Raw genomic sequence first — 23,600 nt, forward strand, 5'->3', positions numbered from 1 at the left:
TGCACAAGGCGGCGGCGACCGATGGAAAGTCCCTACAAAGGCAAGACCGGCCTGCGCCGGATCTGGAACGCATTCCACTATTCGCTGGACGGCCTGCGCGCCGCATGGCGGCACGAGGACGCGTTTCGCCAGGAGCTCTGGCTGGCGTTGATCCTGGTGCCCGCAGCCCTATGGCTTGGGGAGTCCGGAGTGGCGAAGGCGGTGCTGGTCGGCAGCCTGGCGCTGGTACTGCTGGCGGAACTGCTCAATTCTGCGATCGAAGCGACGGTCGACCGCATCTCGCTCGAGAATCACAATCTGGCCAAGCGGGCGAAGGACATCGGCAGCGCGGCGGTGCTGTTGAGCCTGTGCAACGTGGTGCTGGTGTGGGGGCTGGTGCTGTTCGGCTGAGGATAGCGGGCGGCCTCAGGCCGACGTGGGACCCCAGGTGCGGACGGCGCCGGTGTCGACGTGCACGAAGTCGGATTCCGGGTAATAACCCACGCCGCCCAGGCCCAGATCGATGGCGGCATCACGCAGGCGGTGCGTCGGTACGCCGGGAAGGCGGATGTCGATGGCGCGGCCGTCCATGTGCAGGCTGCGCTTGGCGACGCCACCGCCGCCGGTCTTGCGCAACATTTCGTTGGTGCCGGGTGACCGATAGGCGGAAATGATCTCGAAGGTTCCGCCGCCAAGGTTTATCCTCAGCGCATGCAGGATGTCGAACAACTGCGGATCCATCGCCTGCGCCTCGCCGGTGCGGAAGTCGCGCAGCAGCCAGTTCATGCGCTGCAGGGCGGGTGGGAGGTAATTGCGGCCGTCGTGGTAAACGACCTCGAGCCGCTCGTCCGTGTGTGTGTGGCGGAACGAAAGCTGGCGTCCATCGGCGATGATCGCGGGCAACTGCGCGGCGCGCGCCGTCATCATGGGCAAGCCGATGGGCGCGGCGAAGACACCCTTCAGCAAGAGCCGCCGCAGATTCTTCGCGGGAGAGGAATGACGCATGGAAAACTCGCTGTCCGAACAAGCACTTGACGAAGGCCGAATGCTAAACGATGTTGCGATCGGTTTGCGCAAAAATTTTCACGTCCTGCGCCGCATCGTGCTCTGCGGGCTGGCGCTCGCGGGCCTGGCGGGGCAAGCCTGGGCGCAAGGTGACAACGGGGTCGTCCTCCCTCCCCTCGAGCAGTCGATCGCGCGCGAGCTGAGCGCGCGTCCCGCATCGAGGGAGTGGGACGTGGTACGCACGACCTACGAGCGGCGTGGTTTCGCGCCGATCTGGGGGGACGCGGGGCGCAGGTCGGCGCTGATCGCCGTTGTCGAGGAGAGCCGGGCGGACGGCCTGGAGCCGGCCGATTACGGCATTGCGCAACTGCGCGCGAGCGCGCCGGCACGCCCGGCTGATGAAGATCCGTCGGTCGTGGCGGCGCGCGACGTGTTGTTTACCGGATCGCTGGCGAAGCTGGTCCGCCACCTTCGCTACGGCAAGGTCGATCCGCGCAGCCTGCATTCGATGTGGAATTTTTCGCCGCTGCCCGACGCCGGAACGCTAGCGGCGCAGTTGCAGGACGTGCTCGACGGTGAATCATTGCCGGCGGCGGTCGCCGCACAGGCGCCGCAGGTCGATGCATACCGCAACCTGCGCGTGGCGCTCGCACGCTTCCGCGAGCTCGAGCGCGCCGGCGGCTGGACGCGCATTGCGGCGGGGCCGAGCTTGAGTGCGGGCGATCGGGGACCGCGGGTCGCTGCGTTGCGGGCGCGGCTGCTCGCCAGCGGCGATCTGGCGGCATCCGGTGGCGCGAGTGGCGATCGCTTCGACGACGCGCTGGTGAGCGCAGTCAAGCGCTTCCAGGCAGGCCACGGGCTCGATGCGGATGGGGCGGTGGGCATGGCGACGCTGGAAGCGCTCAACGTGCCGGTGACGGAGCGCATCTCGCGGATTCGCGCCAACCTCGAGCGCTGGCGCTGGGTCGCGGCCGATATCGATCCCGACCTGCTGCTGGTCGATGTCGCCGGTTTTCGTGCCGAGCTGCGCCTCGCCAATCAGCGGGTGTGGTCCACCCGCGTGGTGGTGGGGCGGCCGTCGCGCGAGACGCCCTCCTTGCTGGACAGCGTGCAGCATCTGGTGCTTAACCCGAAGTGGGTCGTGCCGCCCACCATCCTGCGCGAGGATGTGATTCCCGGCATGCGGCGCAACCCGGGTTACCTGAATTCCCATCGATTGCGACTGGTGGATCGGTCCGGGCGCACGGTCGACGCGTCGGCCGTCGACTGGGCCGGGCAGGGCGGCAGCTTCCCCTATCAGGTGGTGCAATCCTCCGGGGCGGATGGCTCGCTGGGGCAGATCAAGTTTGCGCTCGGCAATCGCTATTCGATCTACCTGCACGATACGCCGTCACGCGCGCTGTTCAATCGTGCCTCGCGCGCTTACAGCTCGGGCTGCGTCCGTGTGCAGAATCCGCTGGAGCTGGCCGTGCTGCTGCTCGACGACCCGACGCAGTGGAGCCCAGAGGCTCTGAAAGCGGCCATCGCCACCGGCAAGACGCGCACCGTGCCGGTGAATCGCGACATCACGGTCATGCTGCTCTATTACACGGCCGATGCGGACGCATCCGGCACAGTGCATTTCCGCAAGGACATCTACGATCGTGATGCACGGCTGCTGTCCGCGCTGTCATCGTAGCGACGCAGGAGCGTAACGGCAGCGTCGCAATCGCCGCCTAAGCTGCGGCGACATGAAGACGCTCGATTTCATCACCGAGGATCTCTGCCTCGAGCCGCGGCTGCGCATTGCGCTCGTCACCGAGACCTATCCGCCCGAGGTCAACGGTGTGGCGATGACCTTGCAGCGCATGGTCGATGGGCTCATCCACCGCGGCCATCGCGTGCAACTGATCCGCCCCCGGCAGGCGCGCAGCGAGGTCGCCCATTGCGGCGGCGACTACGAGGAGATGCTGTCGCGCGGCATGAAGCTGCCGCGCTACGACGGTCTTCGTTTCGGCCTGCCGGCGAAGGCCGCTCTGGTGCGGGCGTGGAGCCGGCAGCGGCCGGATCTGGTGCATGTGGCCACCGAAGGGCCGCTCGGCTGGACGGCGATTTCGGCGGCGAGGAAGCTGCGCTTGCCGGTGACTTCCGATTTCCACACCAATTTCGATCATTACAGCGAGCATTACGGCGTGGGCTGGCTGCGGCAGCCGGTGGCGGCCTATCTGCGTCGCTTCCACAACCGCACCGAAACCACGTTCGTGCCGACCGCTGAGATGGCCCGCATCCTGCGAAGCCAGGGCTACGAGCGCGTCGAGGTGGTGTCGCGCGGCGTTGATACGAGCCTGTTTTCGCCCACGCGCCGCAGCGACGTGCTGCGCGCGCAGTGGGGCGCGTCGCCCGACGATGTGGTGCTGATCAGCGTCGGCCGCGTGGCGCCGGAGAAGAACCTGCCGCTGGTGTTGCGCACCTATGCTGCAGTACGCGACGCCTGCCCTGAAGCGCGACTGGTGATCGTCGGCGATGGGCCGATGCGCGAGGCAGTGGCGAACGAATGTCCCGAGGCGAAGCTGTGCGGCATGCGCATCGGCGAGGATCTTGCAGCTCATTACGCCTCCGCCGACCTGTTCCTGTTTCCCAGCCTCACCGAAACGTTCGGCAACGTGATGCTCGAGGCGATGGCGAGCGGCTTGTGCGCGGTGGCCTTCGATTATGCGGCGGCGGCCGAGGTGGCACGTGACATGGACAACGGCCTGTGTGCGTCGGGTCGCGACGAGGCCGCGTTCATCGACCGAGCGGTCCGTGCCGCGTGCGATGGCGCGCTGCGCCGCCGGCTCGCGGAGCGGGCGCGCGCGAGCGCCGAGCACTTCGACTGGGAGCGGGTGAACGACCAGTTCGCGGCCTCGCTGCTGCGCGCCTGGCAGGGCGCGCACCCCGCAGCGGGCGAGGCGGGCGCAGATCGACTACTGGGTGCGGAGCGCTGATGCAGCAGGTCCGCGCCGTGTTCATCTCCGACGTGCATCTGGGCACGCGCGCCTGCCAGGCCGACCGCCTGCTCGATTTCCTGAAGGAATACGAGTCCGAGTACCTCTACATGCTGGGCGACATCGTGGACTTCTGGGCAATGAGCCGCGGCATCCAGTGGGCGGCGTCACACAATACGGTGGTACAGAAGGTGCTTCGCCGGGCGCGCCGCGGCGACAAGGTGTTCTTCATCCCGGGCAATCATGATGAGGCTCTGCGCGAATATGCGGGGATCGCCTTCGGCGACATCCGTGTGGAGAGCGAGTGGGTGCACCAGGGCATCGATGGCCGGCGTTACTGGTTGATCCACGGCGACGAGTACGATCAGGTGACCCGCCATCATCGCTGGGTGGCCGTGCTCGGCGACGTCGCCTACAACGGGCTGGTCCGCATGAACCACGTCCTGTCACGGGTGCGGCGCGCGCTGCACATCTCAGGTTACTGGTCGCTTGCGGGCTACGCCAAGCAGAAGGTCAAGCGTGCGGTCGGCTTCATCTTCGACTTCGAGGATGCGGTGGCGCGTGCCACCCAGCAGCGCAGTCTGGACGGCGTGATCTGCGGCCATATCCACTGGGCCTCCGATCGCCAGATCGGCGCGATCCGCTACCTGAACTGCGGCGACTGGGTCGATACCTGCAGCGCGATCGTCGAGCATTACGATGGCCGGATCGAGGTGGTGAATTGGGGTGTGCTGGCCGGTGCGGCGGATCGCGACAAGGAGGCGATGGACACGCCCACACTCGTCGCCTAAGATTCGCGGCCCGCGCCGGCGTACCGCGCCAGCGCGTGACGAAGATACGAAAAACGAATGTCGCCCGACCGTCGCGATCCGATGCGTCCGGAACCGGGTGAGGAGACAAACAACATGCAAAACCCTGTTCGGGCTCCCCGCTTGCGGCGAGCCCTGTTCGCCATGGCCACCATCACCGCCATGGGCGGCCTGGGGGTCCCGCCGTCCGCGATCGCCGAATCCGCAAACGCTGCTGCTCATCTCGCCGCAAGCGGGAAGGTTGCCAGAGCAGGCACGGTGACGGTACGCCGTGATTCCTGGGGCGTGCCGCACGTCTATGCGAATACCGTCTTCGGCCTGTTCTATGGCTACGGCCATTCGGTGGCACAGGACCGCCTGTTTCAGATGGAGATGGCGCGCCGCAGCACGCAGGGCACGGTGGCCGAGGTGCTGGGCGACAAGTTTCTCGCCTTCGACAAGGCCACCCGCGCCAATTTCTGGCCGGCTTCGATCCATGCGCAGATCGCGGCCCTGCCGAAGGCGGATCGCGACATCCTCGAAGGCTACGCCGCTGGGATGAACGCCTGGCTCGACAGGGTCAAGGCCGATCCAGATCGCCTGATGCCGAAGCAGTTCCGCGATTTCGGCTTCGAGCCCGCGCCGTGGACGGCCTACGACGTCGCGATGGTGTTCGTCGGCACGATGGCCAACCGCTTCTCCGACTTCAACACCGAGCTCGACAATCTCGCGCTGCGCACCGCTCTGATCGACAAGCACGGCGAGGCGAAGGGGAAGCAGATTTTCGACCAGTTGAAGTGGATCGTGGACCCCGAGACGCCGACCACGATCGCGCCGGAGGAAGGCGAATACGCGGTGAAGCTGGCGCGTCAGGCCAGCGATGCGTCCCTCGCCTATGCGCTGCCGCGCTACGACGACGTGCCGCCCACCCTGGCCCGCCTGGCGAAGACGCCTGACGGCGCGCTGGCCGGCGGCACGCCGGAAGCGCAGCGCGAGCTGCTGCTGGCCGAACTGCGTACGCTGGGCATGACCGGCCAGGCCGGCTTCCCGGCGGCGAGCAACATGTGGATCATCGGCCGCAAGCTTGCGCGCGGCGCCAACTCCATCCTGCTCAACGGCCCGCAGTTCGGCTGGTTCGCTCCGGCCTACACCTACGGCATCGGCCTGCACGGCGCTGGTTTCGATCTGGTGGGCAACACGCCGTTCGCCTATCCAAGCGTGCTGTTCGGCACCAACGGGCGCATCAGTTGGGGCTCCACCGCCGGTTTCGGCGATGGCGTCGACATCTTCGTCGAGAAGCTCGATCCGGCCGACCCGATGCGCTACCAGCACAAGGGCGAGTGGCGCACGATGGAGAAGCGCACCGAGACCATCGCGGTGAAGGGCGCTGCGCCGGTCACGCTGGACGTGTTCCGCACGGTGCATGGCGTGGTGGTCAAGAGCGATGCGGCGCAGGGCGTCGCCTACTCCAAGCAGCGCACCTGGGACGGGCTGGAACTGCAGTCGCTGATCGCCTGGACGCGCAAGGGCCAGTCGCAGAACTGGGCGCAGTGGCTGAAGCAGGCCGAACGTCACGCGCTGACGATCAACTGGTACTACGCCGATGCCAACGGCAACATCGGCTATGCGCATACCGGGAAATATCCGAAACGCAAGCCTGGCCACGATCTGCGCCTGCCGGTGCCGGGCACCGGCGAGATGGACTGGGACGGCCTGCTTTCCTTCGACACCAACCCCAAGATCTACAACCCGCGCCAGGGCTACATCGCCAACTGGAACAACCCGCCGATCAAGGGCTATCCCAACCCGGACATGATCTGGCTGTCGTGGGGCGCCGCCGATCGCCTCAACGAGCTCGAGCAGCGCCTGCGCGCGAAGGGGCCGATGGACGCCGAGGGCATGTGGAGCCTGCTCAAGCCCACCAGCCTGGCCGACGTCAATGCGCGCTACTTCCTGCCGGTGCTGCGTGATGCGGTGGCGCCGCTGCCTGAGGGCGATGCGCGCAAAGCGCTGGTCGCCGCGCTGCAGCAGTGGGACGGCATGAATACCGACAACAACCGCGACGGCGTCTACGACCATCCTGCGCCGGCCATCCTCGACGCCTGGCTGAGCGCGATGCTGAAGGCGACGTTCGCCGACGAGGTGCCGGCGGACTTCATGCGCTATTTCGGCGCCACCGGCTATCCGACGCCCGACCGTCCGCCGGCAGGCTCGATCAACATCCAGGTCGGCACCAAGCTGCTTTACCAGGTGTTGCGTGGCAAGTCGGCCAGCGTGCCGCAGCAGTACGACTTCCTGAACGGTCGCGATGCGCTCGAGGTGGTGCGCGAGGCGCTGGGCCAGGCGGCGGACAAGCTGGCGGCTGAGTACGGCGGGAAAGTGCCGGCGAACTGGAAGGTGCCGGTCGCGCGGCTGCGCTACTTCACCAACAACTTCATGGGCATCCCGCAGGCGCTCGAGGTCGAGGGGGCGCAGACGCACGTGGTGATGAACCGCGGCACCGAGAACAACATGGTGGCGCTGGGCGGTGGCGCGGTGCGGGCCTGGGATGTGCTCGGGCCGGGTCAGAGCGGCTTCATCGACGCGCAGGGAATGCGCTCGCAGCACTACGCCGATCAGCTCGAGCTGTTCGACACCTTCGGCCGCAAGGCCCTGCCATGGTCGGCTGAGGAGGTCAGGCGCGACACCCGCTCGGTCGAGCAGCTCTCGCTGCCGGCGCGCTGAGCCGTCTGCGGCGCAGGAGGATGCAGGCCGGGCGGAGTCGTTGGGTCTGCCCGGCTTGCGATGCGCGCATTTGCCGAAAAGCGGCGTGCATTTGCTACGATCAGGAACTTACTTTTTCTACCAGCGGAGTTGCCTGTGCCAGCCTTGCTACCCAATGTCGATCCCGACGGGCTGCTCGAATATTCGGTGGTGTACACCGATCGCGCGCTCAATCACATGTCGCGGCGCTTCCAGGGCGTGATGAAGGACATCTCCGCGATCCTGAAGCAGGTCTACAACGCCAGGTCGGCGATCATCGTCCCCGGTAGCGGCACCTTCGGCATGGAGGCCGTCGCGCGGCAGTTCGCGACCGACCGCAAGTGCCTGGTCATCCGCAACGGCTGGTTCAGTTTCCGCTGGTCGCAGATCTTCGACATGGGCCGTATCCCGTCGGAGCAGATCGTGCTGAAGGCCCGCCAGGTCGAGTCCGGCCCCAAGGCGCCGTTCGCGCCGGCGCCGATCGACGAAGTCGTGGCGACGATCCGCGCTAAGCGACCCGACATGGTGTTTGCGCCGCACGTCGAGACGGCCTCCGGCATGATGCTGCCCGATGACTACCTGCGCGCGGTGGCGGCCGCGGTGCGTGAAGTGGGCGGCCTGTTCGTGCTCGACTGCATTGCTTCGGGCACGATGTGGGTGGACATGGCCGACGTCGGCATCGACGTCCTCATCAGCGCGCCGCAGAAGGGCTGGAGCGGCTCGCCCTGCTGCGCCTTCGTCATGCTGGGCGAGCGCGCGCGAGCCCGCATCGACGAGACCTCCAGCACCAGCTTCGCCTGCGACCTGCGCAAGTGGCTGCAGATCATGGAAACCTATGAAAGCGGCGGACACGCCTACCACGCGACCATGCCGACCGACGCGCTGGCGAGCGTGCGCGACGTCATGAAGGAAACGCAGGCCTACGGTTTCGACAAGGTGCGTGACGAACAGCGCGAGCTTGGCCGGCGGGTGCGCGCCACGCTGGAGCGCAAGGGCTTCCCCAGCGTGGCAGCGCCGGGCTTCCAGGCACCGAGCGTGGTCGTCAGCTACACGGACGATGCGGAGATCCAGAACGGCAGCAAGTTCGCCGCCCTTGGCATGCAGGTCGCCGCCGGCGTGCCGCTGCAGTGCGACGAGCGCGCCGACTACCGCAGCTTCCGCATCGGCCTGTTCGGGCTCGACAAGCTGCATGAAGTCGAACGCAGCGTTGCGGCCCTGGAGCAGGCGATCGAGCGCCTGCCCGGCTGACGTCGCCGGACATCGGCCAAGCTCGAAAATCGCTCGCGGCCGGACCGGATCCGGCTGCGGCTGCGGCGACAAGACCTGGCTTGGGGCGCGCCAGCGCGGCAGCCCAGCAACGGACATTCACTGAAGGAATTCCCTCCCATGAGATTCGGCACCCCTCTGTCTCCCAGCGCGCTCAAGGTCATGCTGCTCGGCGCCGGCGAGCTCGGCAAGGAAGTGATCATCGCGCTGCAGCGGCTGGGCGTGGAGGTCATCGCCGTGGATCGCTACGCGGATGCGCCCGGCCACCAGGTCGCGCATCGTGCGCACGTCATCTCGATGACCGATGGTGCAGCGCTTCGCAGCCTGATCGAGCAGGAGCGGCCGCACCTGATCGTGCCGGAGATCGAGGCGATCGCCACCGACATGCTGGCGGAAGTCGAGGCCGAGGGCCTGGCCGAAGTGATTCCCACCGCGCGCGCCGCGCGCCTGACGATGAACCGCGAAGGTATCCGCCGCCTCGCCGCGGAGGAGCTCGGCCTGCCGACTTCACCCTATCGCTTCGCCGATTCGCTCGAGGCGCTGCAGGCGGCCATCGACGAGGTGATCGGCTATCCGTGCATCGTGAAGCCGGTGATGTCGTCGTCCGGGAAGGGGCAATCGACGCTGCGCGGCCCGGAGGATGTCGGCAAGGCATGGGAATACGCCGCGGCGGGCGGGCGGGTGAACCAGGGCAGGGTGATCGTCGAGGGCTTTGTTGACTTCGACTACGAGATCACGCTGCTGACGGTGCGCGCGCGCGATGAGCGGGGCGAGGTCCAGACTTACTTCTGCGAGCCCATCGGCCATGTGCAGGTGGCCGGAGATTATGTCGAATCGTGGCAGCCGCAGCCGATGAGCCCCGCCGCGCTGGCGGAGTCCAGGCGCATCGCTGCTGCGGTCACCGGCAACCTCGGCGGGCGTGGCATTTTTGGCGTCGAGCTCTTCATCAAGGGCGACAAGGTGTGGTTCTCGGAAGTCAGCCCGCGCCCGCACGACACTGGCCTGGTGACGCTGTGTTCGCAGCGCTTCTCCGAGTTCGAGCTGCATGCGCGCGCCATCCTCGGCCTGCCGGTGGATACGACGCTGCGCGAGCCGGGCGCCTCGGCGGTGATCTATGGCGGCATGGAAGCGGCGGGGATCGCCTTCGACGGCGTGGCCCAGGCGCTGGCGGTGCCGCGCAGCGACCTGCGCCTGTTCGGCAAGCCGGAATCCTTCGTCAAGCGTCGCATGGGGGTTGCCGTTGCGAATGGTGCCTCGATCGACGAGGCGCGCGAGCGCGCGAAGCTGGCCGCGAGTCGGGTGAAGCCAGTCGCCGGCTGAGCCTCGTCGGCGATCGCTCACCGATGAGTTCAAGATCGCGGGCGCGGGCGCCGCATCCTCGGTCGCTGCGCGGTTCGCCCGGTGCGCGACGCGGTGGTCGAACCGGCCTCCCAGCCTTGTCCCCTGCAAAAACCTTGTTGTATCGTCCGGCGCCCAGCCGCAGACCAGTCGCGAGATTTCCGCCATGACTCATACCGCCCCCGAACTCTTTGCGACCGTGATCTTCGCGATCGCTGTGCTGCACACCTTCTCGACCAAGATCTTTGCCCGTCTTGCGCATCTCCAGCCGGCGCACGCCGGACTCTGGCACCTGCTGGCAGAGGTCGAAGTCGTCTTCGGCTTCTGGGCATTTGTCCTGATTCTGGGGCTGTTCGTGCTTTCGGGCGAGCAGGCCGCAGTGGGCTACCTCGACGGGCGCAATTTCACCGAACCGATGTTCGTGTTCGTCATCATGGTGATCGCTGCCAGTCGTCCCATTCTCAACGCAGTGGTCGGGGTGGTGCGATTGTTTGCGGCCGCGATTCCGATCCCGCGCGCCGTGGCGATGTATTTCCTGATCCTCGCAGTTGTGCCTCTGCTCGGCTCCTTCATCACCGAGCCGGCGGCAATGACCCTGGCCGCGCTGATGTTGCGCGAGAATTTTTTCCAGTATCAGCTTTCGAACCGCCTGAAGTACGGCACGCTGGGTCTGCTGTTCGTGAATGTGTCGATCGGCGGCACGCTCACCCATTTCGCTGCGCCGCCGGTGCTGATGGTGGCTGGCAAGTGGGGCTGGGACACTCTTTACATGTTCTCCCACTTCGGTTGGAAGGCCGCGGCGGCAGTGACCTTCAATGCGTTCGTCCTGACCTGGTTCTTCCGCAAGGAACTCGCCCAAAGGGGGCACGTTCATGGTGAATCCGGATCGTCGAAGGTGCCACCGGTCGTAACGGGCATCCACCTCCTCTTCCTGGTGGCGGTCGTCGCATTTGCGCACCACCCTGCCGTGTTCATGGGCCTGTTCCTGTTCTTCATCGGCTACACCGAAGCCTACAAGAAGCACCAGGATCGCCTGATCCTGCGCGAGGGGCTCATGGTGGCCTTCTTCCTCGCCGGGCTCGTCGTGCTGGGCGGATTGCAGCAGTGGTGGTTGCAGCAGACGCTGGTGGGCGTCGAACCGACGCTGCTCTACTTCCTGGCGACGGCACTCACGGCCGTGACCGACAATGCTGCGCTGACGTATCTCGCGTCGCTGGTCGAGGGCGTCACCCTCGACTTCAAGTACGCAATCGTGGCCGGAGCGGTCACGGGCGGTGGTCTGACGATCATCGCGAACGCCCCGAACCCGGCAGGCGTTGCGATTCTCAAGTCGAGCTTCACGGACGAAGCGATCAGTCCGCTCGGCCTTTTCCTCGCGGCCCTGCCACCGACCTGCGTTGCGATTTTCGCTTTCCAGGCCTTGTAGCGACTGCTCCGGTTTTGCATCGGGATCGCCGGGCCGGCCGCATTGCGGTCGGCCCGGCGTCCTTTTGTGCGTCCATTGGGGTCGCACCGTGCCGCGAGGTGGAGTGGGCGCTACCGGTTGAGTGGGGAAAGTTTGACCCGCCGTGACACTGCTGGACCCTCACTCATGTTTCCGGCGAGCGGCTTCAATCCCCTGAAGGCATTCGGAGTTTGGGTCGTCAATACCGTAAATCTGGTGGGTCGGCCGTGACCCGATAATTCAGATGCCGGCTTATGCCGACCTTGCGCCATCCCGCTGCCTGCAACGCCGTCAGGTTTTTGGAAGCAGGTGGCGCGGTACTTGCTGACTGAGCACGGACCGAACTCGGAGCCAGCGCCATGCTCGATGGCAACCTCTCGAGGGTGACGTGGGCAATACAACGGTATTTCGCCAGTCATCCGGACGCCGCGGACAGCGCGCAGGGCATTGCGCGTTGGTGGCTGGTGGGTGAGGGCGTCGAGGCCACCGCGGATGAGGTGGAGGCAGCGCTCGGCGTGCTGGTGCAGCGCGGGGTGGTGCGGGCTCAGCGCATGCCCGACGGGCGCCTGATCTATGCGTGGGCGGGCGTACGGGGCGCGGGCGGGACGCACTGACGAAATTCGATACGGAACAGGCGATGGCGAACGTATTCGGTGTGCATTCGGTCGGCAGCTCGATCGCGACTTTCCTGCGGAACACCTATCCCGCGGAAGTCGCCGGCCAGACCATGCCCGCCTGTGAGTTCAGCCTGATGAGCGCCGGTCAGCTCGCCGGCGACATGGAGGAGGGCAATCGCATCACGCTCTTCCTTTACCGCATCTCGGTGAATGAGCACAGTCGCCAGAGCGCCCACCTGCGCGCGGCCGAATCCGGTGCCGGACCGCTGGGTCTGGATCTGCACTACCTGATGAGCGCGTGGGGCATGACCGCGCATGAGGAACAGGTGGCCCTGACCTGGGCGTTGCGCCAGTTGCACCAGTTTCCAGTGCTGGACTTGTCCTCCCTGTCACCCGAGGCCGGCTGGGCGGGCGACGAGGTGATCCAGATCGTCCCGTCCGAGTTGTCCACCGAGGACCTGATGCGCATCTGGGATGCCCTGACGCCGTCGTATCGACTATCGGTTTCGTGGGTCGCGAGGCTGGTCCGGATCGACCCGGATGTGGATGCCGCCGAGTTCCGGCCGGTGGTTGCGGCGCGCTTTGCCTTTGGCGAGGAGGCGCGATGAGCGTACGCGAATTGCGCGAGCTCGAGCGCCTGGAATGGCGGGTGCTCGGCGCCCTGCGCCCGGTTGACGGCGTGACCGCCATGCCCTTGCGCGCGGCGCACGGCATGCTGCGGGTGGAGGCCGAAGGCGCGCGCATCGTCCGCAACCGCAGCGGTTTGTTCGTCATTCACGAATGGGATCGGCTGCCCGCCCACGCCCTTCGTTTCGACGCGCCACCGCCAAACCCTGATCCGGGTAGCGAGTCGCTGGAGGTTGTGGTGCGCGAACTGTCCGGCCGGTACCTTCCGCGCATTGCCCACATCGCGCTGCCGCGCGATCCGGACCCCGATGCCGATGCGGCGGATTCGCTCTTCGTCCCCGCGGACGTGCCACTCTATCCCGCGCCGACCGCCGATCTCGGCACCAACTGGTGCGCCCTGCGCGTCACTGTGACGCGCAATTTGCCGGGCAACGCTGGCGGCAATGCCGGCAACCGGCCGCTCGGCGATGCGCTCGGCGGTGCGCTGCTGCGTGTCGTGTCTGGTGGCAGGGTCATCGCCCGCGGACTCACTGATTGGCGCGGCGAGGGGCTCGTGCCGGTGGCCGGCGTGCCGGTCACGACCTGGTCGGAAGAAGAAGGTGCGGTGGTGGTCAGCAGCATCGCCGCAACCGTCGAAGTGTATTTCGATCCCGCAGCCGGGACGCGCACGAACCCGTCAGCGGTGGCTGGGGGCCGTCCGCCGCCACGCTTGCCCTTGGTGGACCCCGATGATCTGGAACGGCGCCGCGCCACTCTGCCGTCGGCACAGCGCAACCTGAGCCTCGCAGCGCGGGGCACGCCACACCTGAACCTGGGCCTCGACTTGCCATGAGATGGGAGTCCATGCGTCGTCGTCCATTTCCCTGGGCGTGAACACGGCCCAGCACGCTCGAAGAAAGGAGACCAGCCATGCCCGAGTACCTCGCACCCGGCGTCTATGTCGAGGAAACCAGCTTCCGCGCCAAGTCCATCGAAGGCGTGGGTACCAGCACGACGGCCTTCGTCGGACCGACTCGCAAGGGGCCGTACCGTGCCGACGAGGACGAGCAGGAAGTGCCCGAACTGCTCACCAGCTTCGGTGATTTCGAGCGCATCTACGGGGGAATCTCGGACCTTGCGCTGACGGGCACCAGCCCGAACACCAACTACCTTGCGCATGCGGTGCGGGCCTTCTTCAACGAAGGCGGCTCGCGTCTCTACGTGTCGCGCGCGGTGGGCGCCAACGCGGCAACGGCGGCGGCTGGCGTCACTGCCGACGGCACCGCCGCTGACGAGGCGGTGAGCTTTGTCGCGCGCTTCCCCGGCTCGATCGGCAACGGGCGCATCGTCGTGCGCGAAGTGCTGGCGCCGGTCGCGCTGCCGGCGATGCAGAACGCCCCCGCAGGCACGCTGCTGGTGACCGGCAGCGGCGGCACGACCGCCTATCACCTGAAGGTGGGCAGCGAATGGCGGCCCGCAAGCAATCCGGCCGGCGCGGCTGAAGTGGTTGCGACCCTTGCCGCGGACACGCCGCGCATCGTCACGCTGCTGGTGGTGGCGATCGATGCCGATGGCGAGAACCTCAGCTTCGAGGGCATGGGTTTCGATCGCACCCATCCAGCCTGGGTGGGGCATGTCATGTCGGCTACGCCGTCGCGACGCGCTGATCATCTGCAGAACATGTTCGCGATCACCATCGGCGGCAACGTCAGTGCGCTGGAGTTGCGCAATGCCCTGTTTGCCGGCGCCACGGCCAATGCCGCGGGCGAACTGGAACGCAGCTTCGCGCTGGGCAACGGCGCCGACGGGGCGGCACCGGCTTCGAGCGACTACGCGCTCGCGCTGGGCGAACTGGCCAGCCTCGAGGACGTGTCCATCGTCGCTGCGCCGGGGGCTGCGGCCTACGCGGATGCGCAGGCGGTGAACAACCTGCTGATCTCGCACGCCGAGGCGCGCCGCGCCTACCGCATCGCGGTGCTGGACCTGCCGCCGGCGCAGACGCCTGGCCAGGCCCGCACGCTGCGCGGCCTGATCGATTCGCGCTACGCCGCGGTGTACTACCCCTGGGTCGTCGTCCCCAACCCGCTGGCGCGCCCGGGCCGCGAAGACATCCCGCGCGAGCTTGCGCTGCCGCCGTCGGGCTTCGTGACCGGCATCTACGCGCGCAACGACATCCAGCGCGGCGTGTGGAAGGCGCCGGCCAACGAAGTGGTGCGCGGCGCATTGCGCTTCGAGCTCGACATCAACTTCGCGCAGCAGGAAATGCTCAACCCGATCGGCGTGAACTGCCTGCGCTACCTGTCGGGGCGCGGCTTCCGCGTGTGGGGTGCGCGTCTGCCCTCGTCCGACCCGGAATGGAAGTACGTGAACGTGCGGCGCTACTTCAACTATCTGGAGTCGTCCATCGACCGCGGCACGCAATGGGCGGTGTTCGAGCCCAACGGCGAGCGCCTGTGGGCCAACGTGCGGCAGACGATCTCCGACTTCCTCTACAACGAGTGGCGCAACGGCGCGCTGCTTGGGACCAAGACCGAGGAAGCGTATTTCGTGCGCTGCGACCGCAGCACCATGACCCAGAACGACCTCGACAACGGTCGGCTGGTGTGCCTGATCGGCGTGGCGGTGATCAAGCCGGCCGAATTCGTCATCTTCCGCATCGGCCAGAAGACCGCCGATGCCAGTGCCTGAGCGAGGGGGACTGAATCATGGCTGAACGCATCACGCCCTACGGCGCCTTCAACTTCGTCGTCAATTTCGATGGCGGCGAGGAGTTCGGCGGCTTCTCCGACGTGTCGGGCATCGGCACCGAAGTGACGGTCGCCGAGTATCGCGCCGGCAACGACAAGGAAAACCATGTGCGCAAGGTGGCCGGCGTACACAAGGTCAGCGACGTGACCTGCAAGCGCGGCATCGTCAATTTCGACAGCCTGTGGGCCTGGATCCAGCAGACCCGCACCGATGGCCCGGCCGCGCAGAAGACGGTGGCCATCACGCTGATGGACGAGGCACGGAAGCCGGTGCGGACTTGGGTGCTGCGCGGCTGCATCCCGATGAAGTACACCGGCCCGACGCTGGCCGGCAAGGGGGGCACCGACGTAGCGATGGAGGAAATCGTGCTGTCGGCCGAAGGCTTCGAGATCCAGGCCTGAGGCCCGTTCGACACGATCCGGACCGACATTCCGATCCATAACCGACGAACGCCAACGAGCCTGCCATGTACGGCCTGCGCTACGAGACCGCCGCTCCGCCGCTGCGCCCGGATCCCAACCGGGTCGACGTCGCCTGCTTCATCGGCTACGTCGCGCGGCGGCCCGGCCCGCTTCCGGCAAGCGTCATCGACGCGCTTGCCGCGCAGCGCTGGCTGGTGCGCGACGCGACGGCGGCACGTGGCTGGTCGCCCGGCTCGTGGCGTAGCGATGCCGACGAGATCGAGACGCTGTTCCAGCTTCCCGTCGTGGTGGAGAGCTGGGCCGCTTTCGACGCCCTGTTTGCCTGGGACGCACGGCCGGTGAAGGCGGGCAGTACGCGCCGGTGCACGAGCTACCTCGGCGCGGCGGTGCGCAGCTTCTTTGCCAACGGGGGCCGTCGCGCTGTCATCGTGCGTGCGGGGGATCCCTGGCCTTTCCTCGAGGCGAGCGGGGAACGCGCTGCGGCGCGCGATGAGCGGCTCGCGGCGCTCATCGCACCCGAAGCGACGGCGGTCGATCCGACGACCTGGCGCGGACTGGGGCATCTGTTCGGATTGCCGGAGGTGGCGCTGGTGGCGGCGCCCGACCTCGCCGATGCCTGCGCCGCCGATGGCGACACGGTGAGCGTCGCGATCGAGCCGCCCGCGTCACCGGAAGTGTTCGTGGAATGCACCGACGGCGGCGAGGCCCGCGTGGAGGAGGACGTCGGCCTGCGCGACCTCGCCCCGCCGCGCTGCGACGAGACGGGTTTTTACGCCTGGCGCAACGCGGTCGCCGCGGCGCGCGCACGCTTCGCCCGCGACCATCGCGAGATGCAGTTCCTCGCAGCCTTGCCTTTGCCGCGCGCGGATGTGCGCAGCATCGCGGTCTCGGGCACGGTGTGGGCGCAGGCCGACTTTGCCGCCTGGCTGGAGCGTGCCGGGATCCTGCAGGCGGGCATTGACGACGACCCTCAGGGCAGGCCCGAGGCGGCCTTCGTGCAGCTCGGCTGGCCCTGGATCAGGACGAGGTCCAGCAGCGACCTGCCGTCGCTCTTGGAGCCGCCCGACGGGATGCTGGCTGGTCTGCTGGCGCGCAACGCCCTGGCGCGCGGCACCTTCCGTTCGGTCGCCGGCACGCTGTTGCCGGCGGTGTATGACAGCGAACCGGTGTTGAGCTGGAGCGGTGTCGCCGAAACCTCGTCCGACCGACTGGCCGAGCGCGTGTGCGTGGTGGCGCCAGGTGCCGACGGCTGGGCGTTGCGTTCCGATGTGAGCACGTCGGACGTGGAGCCCTGGCGCGCGGGCGGTGTTGCGCGCCTGCTCGGCGCCATCCTGCGCGCTGCGAGGCGTGCAGGCGAGTCCGCCATCTTCGAGGCCAATGGCCCGGCACTGTGGGGCCATGTGCGTCGCAGTCTGGAGCAGACGCTGCTGGCGTTCTGGCGCGAAGGCGCGCTAGGCGGTGCGACTGCCGCCGATGCCTTCGTCGTGCGCTGCGACCGCAGCACCATGAGCCAGAACGACCTCGACAACGGCCGCGTGCGCGCCGAGATTGCCGTGCTGCCGGTCGCTTCCGTGGAGCGGATCACCGTGGTGCTGGAGCTGATCGGCGGTGGCGTGGCGCTGACGGCGCAGGAGGTGGCGTGATGGCAGATCCGCTGAGCCGGGAGGCGAAAGAGCGGCTGGATTACGCGCCGCTGCACGTCTTCCGCTTTCACGTCAGTTTCCGCAAGCAGGCGCTCGGCCACGTTCCCGCGAGCACGACGGATGTGCCGATCTGCCAGGGAGCCTTCTCCGAGTGCACCGGCCTGGAGGCGACCATGGAGCCGAAAGTGATCAAGGTCGGCGGGTCGAACTATGGCGCCGCGCAGCGCGCCGGCCCGGTGAGCTTCGCCACCGTGGTGCTCAAGCGCGGCATGACGCAGACGCGCGATCTGTGGAACTGGTTCAGCATGGTGGGCGGCGGCGCCTACGCCTATCGCCTGATGGTCGAGATCGAGATGCGCAACGCGCGCGACGAGGCAGTGGTGCGCTGGGCCTTGCGCCGTGCGCTGCCGGTCAAGTTCAAGGCGGCGGACCTCAATGCGAAGGGCAACGAGGTCGGCATCGAGGAACTGCATCTGGCGCATGAAGGCCTGGTGCTGCTGCCGGTGAGTGGAGGCTGAAGATGCCCGAACTGCCAGAAGACCGCGCCGACACGCCAGCCACCTTCGAGACCCTGACGGGGCCGAAGGTGCAGGTGGACGTGCATTTCAATCCCGCCAGCCTGCAGATGCAGGTCAGCAACACGTTGAAGGAAGAGGGCAAGGGCGCGAAGAAGAAGCAGTACGTCAGCCAGACCTCGTCCAAGTTGACGATGGATCTGGTGTTCGACACCACCGACACCGGCACCGACGTGCGCGTCGTCACCAAGAAGATGGCGCAGATGCTGCAGCCCATCGCCGAAGGCAGCAGCAAGTTCGTGCCGCCGACGGTGAAGTTCTCGTGGGGCGCCTATTCCTTCACCGGCCTGGTGGAGCAGTACAAGGAGACGATCGATTTCTTCGCTGCCGGCGGCCTGCCGCTCCGCGCATCGATCAACCTGACCCTGGCCAACCAGGAGAAGGTGTTCGACATCGGCACCAGCGACCAGCAAGCCAGCGTCGATAGCGACATTACGCCCGAGGCGGTCGTCGTGCCGGACGACGGTGGCCCGGTCGGCGGTGCGCAGGGCCTGGCGAACGCGATGGGCGCGCCGCGCGCCGCGCGAGGTATCGCCGGCGCCAACGGCGCAGCCAGCCTGCGCTTTGGCGCTGGCGGCGGACTGGCGGTCGGCGCGTCGGCGAGCGTGGGATTTTCCGCCGGTGCATCGATGGGGGCGGGTTTTTCGGGTGGCATCGGCGCTTCGGCCGGCGCCGGATTATCCGCGGGAGCCTCGGCCAGCGCGGGATTCGGTGCCAGCGCGGGCGCGGGAGCAAGTGCCAATCTGCTGCCCGCCGCAGCGTTTGCCGCAGGCGGAGGGGCAGGGATCGGCCTTGGAGGAAGTGCTGGAGCCGGTGCCGGACTGTCGCTCGGTGGCGGGGTTGGTGCGGGAGTTGGTTTGTCGGTGGGCGGCGGTGTCGCCGTCGGGGCTTCGGCGGGCGCTGCCGCCAGCGCCGGCCTTGCTGTCGGAGCCAGCGCCAGCGCGGGGTTCTCCGGCCTGCGCAGCGAGACGACGGTTTCGACCCACACGCTGTCGACCAGCCAGTTGCTGCAGCCGGCCGTGTCCAGCTCGCCACACGGTTCGGTTGCTGCGGGTGGGAGGCTGATCGACGACGGCAGCAGCGGCCTGAAGGTGGACGTGGGCGCCGAGGCGGATTTCGTCATCGGCATCCGCTGAGTCACGAGCGAAGAGGAGCACGGCCATGCCGATCACGATCGAGGAAATGCAGGCGGAGGTCACGCCCGAGCGCGAGATGCCGGCGCAGTCTTCGTCCGGCGGTGAGTCGCAAGGGGCGCGCGACATGGAGCTGATGGAGCGGATCGCGCGCGAGCAGCGGGTGCGCGAGGAGCGGGCACAGCGGGTGGTGGCGGATTGAGGTGCGAAGGCGAACGAACGTCCCCGTAGGAGCGGGCTTGACCGCGATCTCACACGTCCGGTCGCGGTCGAGCCCGCTCCTGCACGGATGTGGTGCCCGGGAATGCCCTGCATCCGGGTGGTCCTGCTTGAGCGCGGAACGAACGAGCAAATAGCTGGGAGCAGCGGAGATGTCTGAAACCTCGGTCAGTCAGCAGGCGGTCTATCGCGCACGGCCCACCTTGCGCGTGGCCGGGCAGGCCGACGAGCGGGTGTCGGAGCTGCTCATCGCCATGTGCATCACCGAGGCGGAAGGCGGCATGAGCACTGCGGAGCTGCGCTTCTCCAACTGGGTGAGCACTTCGGCCGGGGCCGAGAGCGCGTTCGAGGACGGTTCGCGGCTGGCGCTCGGCACCGCGATCGAGGTGTATGCAGGCGACGAGACGCAGCCACGGGAAATCTTCCGCGGCGTGGTCAGCGCGCTGGAGGCGGAGTTTGGCCAGGGCACGCCGCCGGAGTTGACGGTGATGGCCGAGGATCCGCTTGCGAAGGCGCGCATGGCCCGGCGAAGCAAGGTCTACGCCGACATGGCGCCGGCCGAGGTGGTGCGGCAAGTGGCGAACGAGCTCGGCCTGCGGCCCACGGTGCAGGGCTTGAGCGCGCCAGTGGGCACCTGGGCGCAACTGAACGAAAGCGATCTCGCCTTCCTGCGCCGGCTGATCGGCCGCTTCGATGCCGACCTGCAGATCGTCGGCGACGAATTGCAGGTGTCGCCGCGCGGTGACGTGCGCCGTGGCGAACTGACGCTGGAAATGCATGGCCAGCTCGCCCGTGCCCGCGTGGTGGCGGACCTGGCCCAGCAGGTGACCAAGCTTACCACCGGCGGCTGGGACCCGGTCGGCGGCAGCACCGTCAGCGGCGAGGCGACGCGCCTCACCCACGGCGGCCCGGGCAGCGGCACCAGCGGCAGCGACTGGCTGGCGCGCGCGCTCGACGACCGTGCCGAACACTTGGGCCATCTCGCGGTGAGCACCGATGCCGAAGCGCAGGCGATCGCCGAGGCCGCCTTCGACCGCCGTGCGCGTCGTTTCGTGCGGCTCGACGGGGTTGCCGAGGGCAATCCGCAACTGCGCGTCGGCACCCATGTGGCGGTGAGCGGCATGTCGGCGCGTTTTGACAATACCTACTACGTGGTCGAGGCACGTCACCGCTACGACGTGCATGCCGGCTACCGCACCGAATTCGTGGGCGAATGCGCCTGGCTGGGAGGCCGCTGATGGATCGCGCACCACATTTCGAGCGCAGCGCCGGCTGGATGCAGGCGGCCTATCTCGCGCGTGTGGTCGATATCAACGACCCCGAAAGCCGCGATCGCGTGCAGGTACGGCTGTACGCCTTCGACGACGTGGACGGCCAGGACGCGCCGCTGTGGGCGCGCGTGGTGTGCCCCTTTGCCGGCGCGGATCGCGGCGCCTTCTTCATGCCCGACGTCGACGACGAGGTGCTGGTGGTGTTCGTGCAGGGTGACCCGCGCCATCCGCTGGTGGTGGGCGGCCTGTGGAATGGCGCGAATGCGGCGCCGGCCTCGCTGTCGGGCGGCACCAACCAGTACAAGTGCATCCGCTCGAAGAACGGCGTGGTGGTCACGCTCGACGACCAGCAGGGGCAGGAGAAGCTGGTGCTCGAGACGCCGGCAGGGCAGAAGCTGACCCTGTCCGACGGGCCGGGCAAGGTGCGCATCGAGGACAGCAATGGCAACAGCGTGGTGCTGGAATCCAGCGGCATCACGATCACCGCGGCGGCGCAGGTCAAGGTCGATGCGGCCAACGTCAAGGTGACGGCGGGCATGGTCACCGTCGATGCGGCGATGGCGAAGTTTTCCGGCGTCGTCAAATGCGAGGTGCTGATGGCCACGTCGGTGGTTGGCACCAGCTACACGCCCGGAGCGGGGAACGTATGGTGAGCCATCACGACATCCTGCTGCGCGCGCCGCGCGAGATCGCCGACGACGACGCGCCCGCGATCCTGCAGCGCAGCGACGAGGACTTCGTCGAGGCGGTGCTCGCAGCATTGCGCGACGAGAGCGGGCGGGTCGCGCTGCGCGACGATCTTGCGAAGGAGGCCGGCATCGCCGCCGGTACCGACACGCGCAAGCGGTTTCGCAAGGACGGCCGATCGCTGATCAAGACGCTGATGGGGCTGGCAGGGCGCAAGACGGCTGCAAGTGCGCTGCAATCAACGTCCCAATCGGCCGACGCCAGCGCTTCGGTGTCCTCGGTCGCCGAACTTTCCGAGAAGATTCGGCGTAGCGCCGAGCGCACCCGCGTGCTGAAACTGTTCCAGCCGATTCAACGCCAGTTCCATCTGGCGGTGATCGAGGCGCATTGCCTCGCACCCGGAAACCCGCGGCTCGACCCGAACAAGGTCGACAGCGCCGGGCTGGTGATCCGCCGCCTGCGCCGCGATGCGAAAGGCGTCGAGGTGAAGCAGGGCTGGATGCGCGCGGGCGACCACCTGCGCGGCTGGGCGCGCGTGGAGGCCGATGCCGCCAAGGCCGGCGACGAGCAGACGCGCTACGACCCCGAGGCCGCACGACGGCTCGTCCGTCCCACCACCGGCCAACCGGTGCTCGACCGCGAGGTGGTTGCGCTGCTGGGGGAAGCCGAGGACGCGGTGCTGTCCGAACAGGTGGTGCCGATGTTCATCGCTCCGCCGGATGTGTGCCGCGCTGCCGGACGCACCTTCTTCTACGGCCTGGTGCCGACCACGTCCAGCGAGCGTGCCGAGGGCGGTGCCCCGGCCTTCGACACGGCGAGCTTCGGCCCCGACTCGGCCGATTTTCGCGCGCATCTGGTGGGCCCGTTGCGCGGATTGGGCGACAGTTTCCCGCGTGCCGGCTACACGCTGACGCCGGCCATGACGTCGATCGCTCAGCCCACGTCGGCCGGCGATGCCGACCACGCGGCGATGAAGCGCCTGCTGCTCCTGTTGCGCCAGCTTGCGATCGAGTTCGACGCCTTCGGCGATGATCCGGACAGCCAGGCGCTGGTCGCGGTGCTCAACGGCATCGGGCTGCCGCTGCTCGGCCCCGAAGGCCTGCCGTCGGGGCTGACGACACCGGCGGGCGATTTCCTCGCGAGCGCGAGCCGTGTGCTGCTAGACGGCGAAACCGTCGCCAACCCACCGGTGATGCCGATCGGCTGGCCCGCGCTCGATCAGCAGACGACGGCGGCGCTTGCCAGCGCGCTGTCGGTCACGCTCATGAACCGCTTCGAGGCGGTGGCCGGCACCGCCGGGCGCTACGACGACCCGGACGCGCGTTACGTGCTCCGTGCCTTCGTGCGCCTGAAGCCGGAAGGCTCTTGTCCGGGGCGCACCGTGTGGAGCGCCTACAGCCCCGCCTTCGTGATCGCGCCCTGGTACGAAGGCGGCGGTGCGCCGCCGGTGCAAGTGCCGCTGCCCGATCCGATGGACAAGGAGATGCTGAAGAAGCTCAAGCCCAACGTCGCCTTCACCGTGCCACCGTCGCTGCACGACCTGCTCGCCGGCGATCCGCAGGACCTGCTCGACGGCAAGAAGCCTTCCGCCAGCGGCATGACGATAGGCTGGATCTGCAGCTTCAACATCCCGATCATCACGATCTGTGCCTTCATCGTGCTGAACATCTTCCTGTCGCTGTTCGACCTGTTCTTCCGCTGGATGATGTTCATCAAGATCTGCATTCCCTTCCCGAAGAAGGGTGGAGGTGAGGAATGAGCACCGACAGCCTGCCCCGCCCGCTGATCGGTTGGCCGCTGTTCGCCGTGCCCGATGGCGATGGCCGGCTCGACTGGCCCGACCTCGAGACCAGCGTGCGCCAGCAGATCCGCGTCATCTTGAGCACGCGCCCGGGCGAGCAGTTGATGCGCCCGGAATTCGGCGCCGGGCTCGACCGGCTGCTGCACGAGCCCAACAACCTCGGCACCCGGCGGCAGATCCGCGACTGGGTCATGGAGTCGCTGCCGCGCTGGGAACGCCGCATCGTGCTCGATCGGGTGGAGGTGCTCGAGGTGCCGGGCGAACCCGCCGACCTGCGGGTCGAGATCGCTTACCGACTGGCGCGGACCGGCACGCCGGCGGCGCTTGCCGTGACTGTCCGACTGGAGGCCTGA

At 67.7% G+C, this 23,600-nt stretch carries 22 protein-coding genes; 21 read left to right on the plus strand and 1 reads right to left on the minus strand.

All coding sequences use genetic code 11. The annotated features are described in order from the left end of the window. The first annotated feature begins 21 nt into the window (after positions 1–21). Positions 22–390, plus strand: coding sequence for a diacylglycerol kinase (locus GH664_RS19900; protein WP_153169858.1), 369 nt, complete (start codon positions 22–24; stop codon positions 388–390). A 15-nt stretch (positions 391–405) separates the two neighbouring features. Here the strand turns inward: GH664_RS19900 and GH664_RS19905 are convergent, their stop codons facing one another. Continuing rightward, a complete protein-coding gene (locus GH664_RS19905; RefSeq protein ID WP_153169859.1) occupies positions 406–984 on the minus strand; it encodes a DUF882 domain-containing protein in 579 nt (192 codons plus the stop codon). A gap of 40 nt (positions 985–1,024) precedes the next feature. On the opposite strand from GH664_RS19905, the gene GH664_RS19910 reads away from it, so the two are divergent. The 20 genes from GH664_RS19910 (at position 1,025) to GH664_RS20005 (ending at position 23,600) form a co-directional block, all read left to right on the plus strand. Next, a complete protein-coding gene (locus GH664_RS19910; protein ID WP_228111637.1) occupies positions 1,025–2,662 on the plus strand; it encodes a murein L,D-transpeptidase in 1,638 nt (545 codons plus the stop codon). Positions 2,663–2,714: 52 nt separating this feature from the next. Next, a complete protein-coding gene (locus tag GH664_RS19915) occupies positions 2,715–3,947 on the plus strand; it encodes a glycosyltransferase family 1 protein (protein ID WP_153169861.1) in 1,233 nt (410 codons plus the stop codon). Continuing rightward, entirely contained in the window at positions 3,947–4,738 is a 792-nt protein-coding gene (locus GH664_RS19920) for a UDP-2,3-diacylglucosamine diphosphatase (protein WP_153169862.1), read from the plus strand. Before GH664_RS19915 ends, GH664_RS19920 begins: the two co-directional genes overlap by 1 nt. A gap of 114 nt (positions 4,739–4,852) precedes the next feature. Next, positions 4,853–7,459 (plus strand): penicillin acylase family protein, encoded by a 2,607-nt coding sequence (locus GH664_RS19925; RefSeq protein WP_153169863.1) that lies wholly within the window; start codon positions 4,853–4,855, stop codon positions 7,457–7,459. A 135-nt stretch (positions 7,460–7,594) separates the two neighbouring features. After that, entirely contained in the window at positions 7,595–8,725 is a 1,131-nt protein-coding gene (locus GH664_RS19930) for an aminotransferase class V-fold PLP-dependent enzyme (RefSeq protein WP_228111638.1), read from the plus strand. A gap of 138 nt (positions 8,726–8,863) precedes the next feature. Next, positions 8,864–10,063 (plus strand): formate-dependent phosphoribosylglycinamide formyltransferase, encoded by a 1,200-nt coding sequence (gene purT, locus GH664_RS19935; RefSeq protein ID WP_153169865.1) that lies wholly within the window; start codon positions 8,864–8,866, stop codon positions 10,061–10,063. A gap of 184 nt (positions 10,064–10,247) precedes the next feature. Further along, complete coding sequence (locus GH664_RS19940; RefSeq protein WP_153169866.1) at positions 10,248–11,507, plus strand: putative Na+/H+ antiporter; 1,260 nt, start codon at positions 10,248–10,250, stop codon at positions 11,505–11,507. A 401-nt stretch (positions 11,508–11,908) separates the two neighbouring features. Then, positions 11,909–12,139: a hypothetical protein gene (locus tag GH664_RS19945; RefSeq protein WP_153169867.1), complete on the plus strand. Its 231-nt coding sequence runs from the start codon at positions 11,909–11,911 to the stop codon at positions 12,137–12,139. 23 nt (positions 12,140–12,162) lie between these two features. After that, a complete protein-coding gene (locus tag GH664_RS19950) occupies positions 12,163–12,750 on the plus strand; it encodes a DUF4255 domain-containing protein (protein ID WP_153169868.1) in 588 nt (195 codons plus the stop codon). Further along, positions 12,747–13,601, plus strand: a complete 855-nt coding sequence (locus GH664_RS19955) for a hypothetical protein (protein WP_153169869.1) — start codon at positions 12,747–12,749, stop codon at positions 13,599–13,601. The genes GH664_RS19950 and GH664_RS19955 overlap by 4 nt, the downstream gene beginning before the upstream one ends. A gap of 77 nt (positions 13,602–13,678) precedes the next feature. Then, positions 13,679–15,436 carry a phage tail sheath subtilisin-like domain-containing protein gene (locus tag GH664_RS19960; protein ID WP_153169870.1) on the plus strand — a complete coding sequence of 586 codons (1,758 nt, stop codon included), beginning with the start codon at positions 13,679–13,681 and terminating at the stop codon, positions 15,434–15,436. Positions 15,437–15,453: 17 nt separating this feature from the next. Then, positions 15,454–15,897 (plus strand): phage tail protein, encoded by a 444-nt coding sequence (locus tag GH664_RS19965; protein ID WP_153169871.1) that lies wholly within the window; start codon positions 15,454–15,456, stop codon positions 15,895–15,897. 65 nt (positions 15,898–15,962) lie between these two features. Then, a complete protein-coding gene (locus GH664_RS19970) occupies positions 15,963–17,561 on the plus strand; it encodes a phage tail sheath C-terminal domain-containing protein (RefSeq protein ID WP_153169872.1) in 1,599 nt (532 codons plus the stop codon). After that, positions 17,561–18,079 (plus strand): phage tail protein, encoded by a 519-nt coding sequence (locus tag GH664_RS19975; protein ID WP_153169873.1) that lies wholly within the window; start codon positions 17,561–17,563, stop codon positions 18,077–18,079. Before GH664_RS19970 ends, GH664_RS19975 begins: the two co-directional genes overlap by 1 nt. Positions 18,080–18,081: 2 nt before the next feature. Beyond that, the gene (locus GH664_RS19980; RefSeq protein WP_153169874.1) at positions 18,082–19,272 is read left to right on the plus strand and encodes a hypothetical protein; all 1,191 of its coding nucleotides are present in this window, start codon (positions 18,082–18,084) and stop codon (positions 19,270–19,272) included. Positions 19,273–19,297: 25 nt separating this feature from the next. Then, a complete protein-coding gene (locus tag GH664_RS19985) occupies positions 19,298–19,471 on the plus strand; it encodes a hypothetical protein (protein WP_153169875.1) in 174 nt (57 codons plus the stop codon). A gap of 169 nt (positions 19,472–19,640) precedes the next feature. Next, positions 19,641–20,726, plus strand: a complete 1,086-nt coding sequence (locus GH664_RS19990) for a phage late control D family protein (RefSeq protein ID WP_153169876.1) — start codon at positions 19,641–19,643, stop codon at positions 20,724–20,726. Continuing rightward, positions 20,726–21,412 carry a phage baseplate assembly protein V gene (locus GH664_RS19995; protein WP_153169877.1) on the plus strand — a complete coding sequence of 229 codons (687 nt, stop codon included), beginning with the start codon at positions 20,726–20,728 and terminating at the stop codon, positions 21,410–21,412. Before GH664_RS19990 ends, GH664_RS19995 begins: the two co-directional genes overlap by 1 nt. Continuing rightward, complete coding sequence (locus GH664_RS20000; protein WP_153169878.1) at positions 21,406–23,205, plus strand: hypothetical protein; 1,800 nt, start codon at positions 21,406–21,408, stop codon at positions 23,203–23,205. The genes GH664_RS19995 and GH664_RS20000 overlap by 7 nt, the downstream gene beginning before the upstream one ends. Beyond that, positions 23,202–23,600 carry a GPW/gp25 family protein gene (locus GH664_RS20005; RefSeq protein WP_153169879.1) on the plus strand — a complete coding sequence of 133 codons (399 nt, stop codon included), beginning with the start codon at positions 23,202–23,204 and terminating at the stop codon, positions 23,598–23,600. The genes GH664_RS20000 and GH664_RS20005 overlap by 4 nt, the downstream gene beginning before the upstream one ends.

This window comes from Thauera sp. 2A1 (assembly GCF_009469595.2).
Lineage (GTDB): Bacteria > Pseudomonadota > Gammaproteobacteria > Burkholderiales > Rhodocyclaceae > Thauera.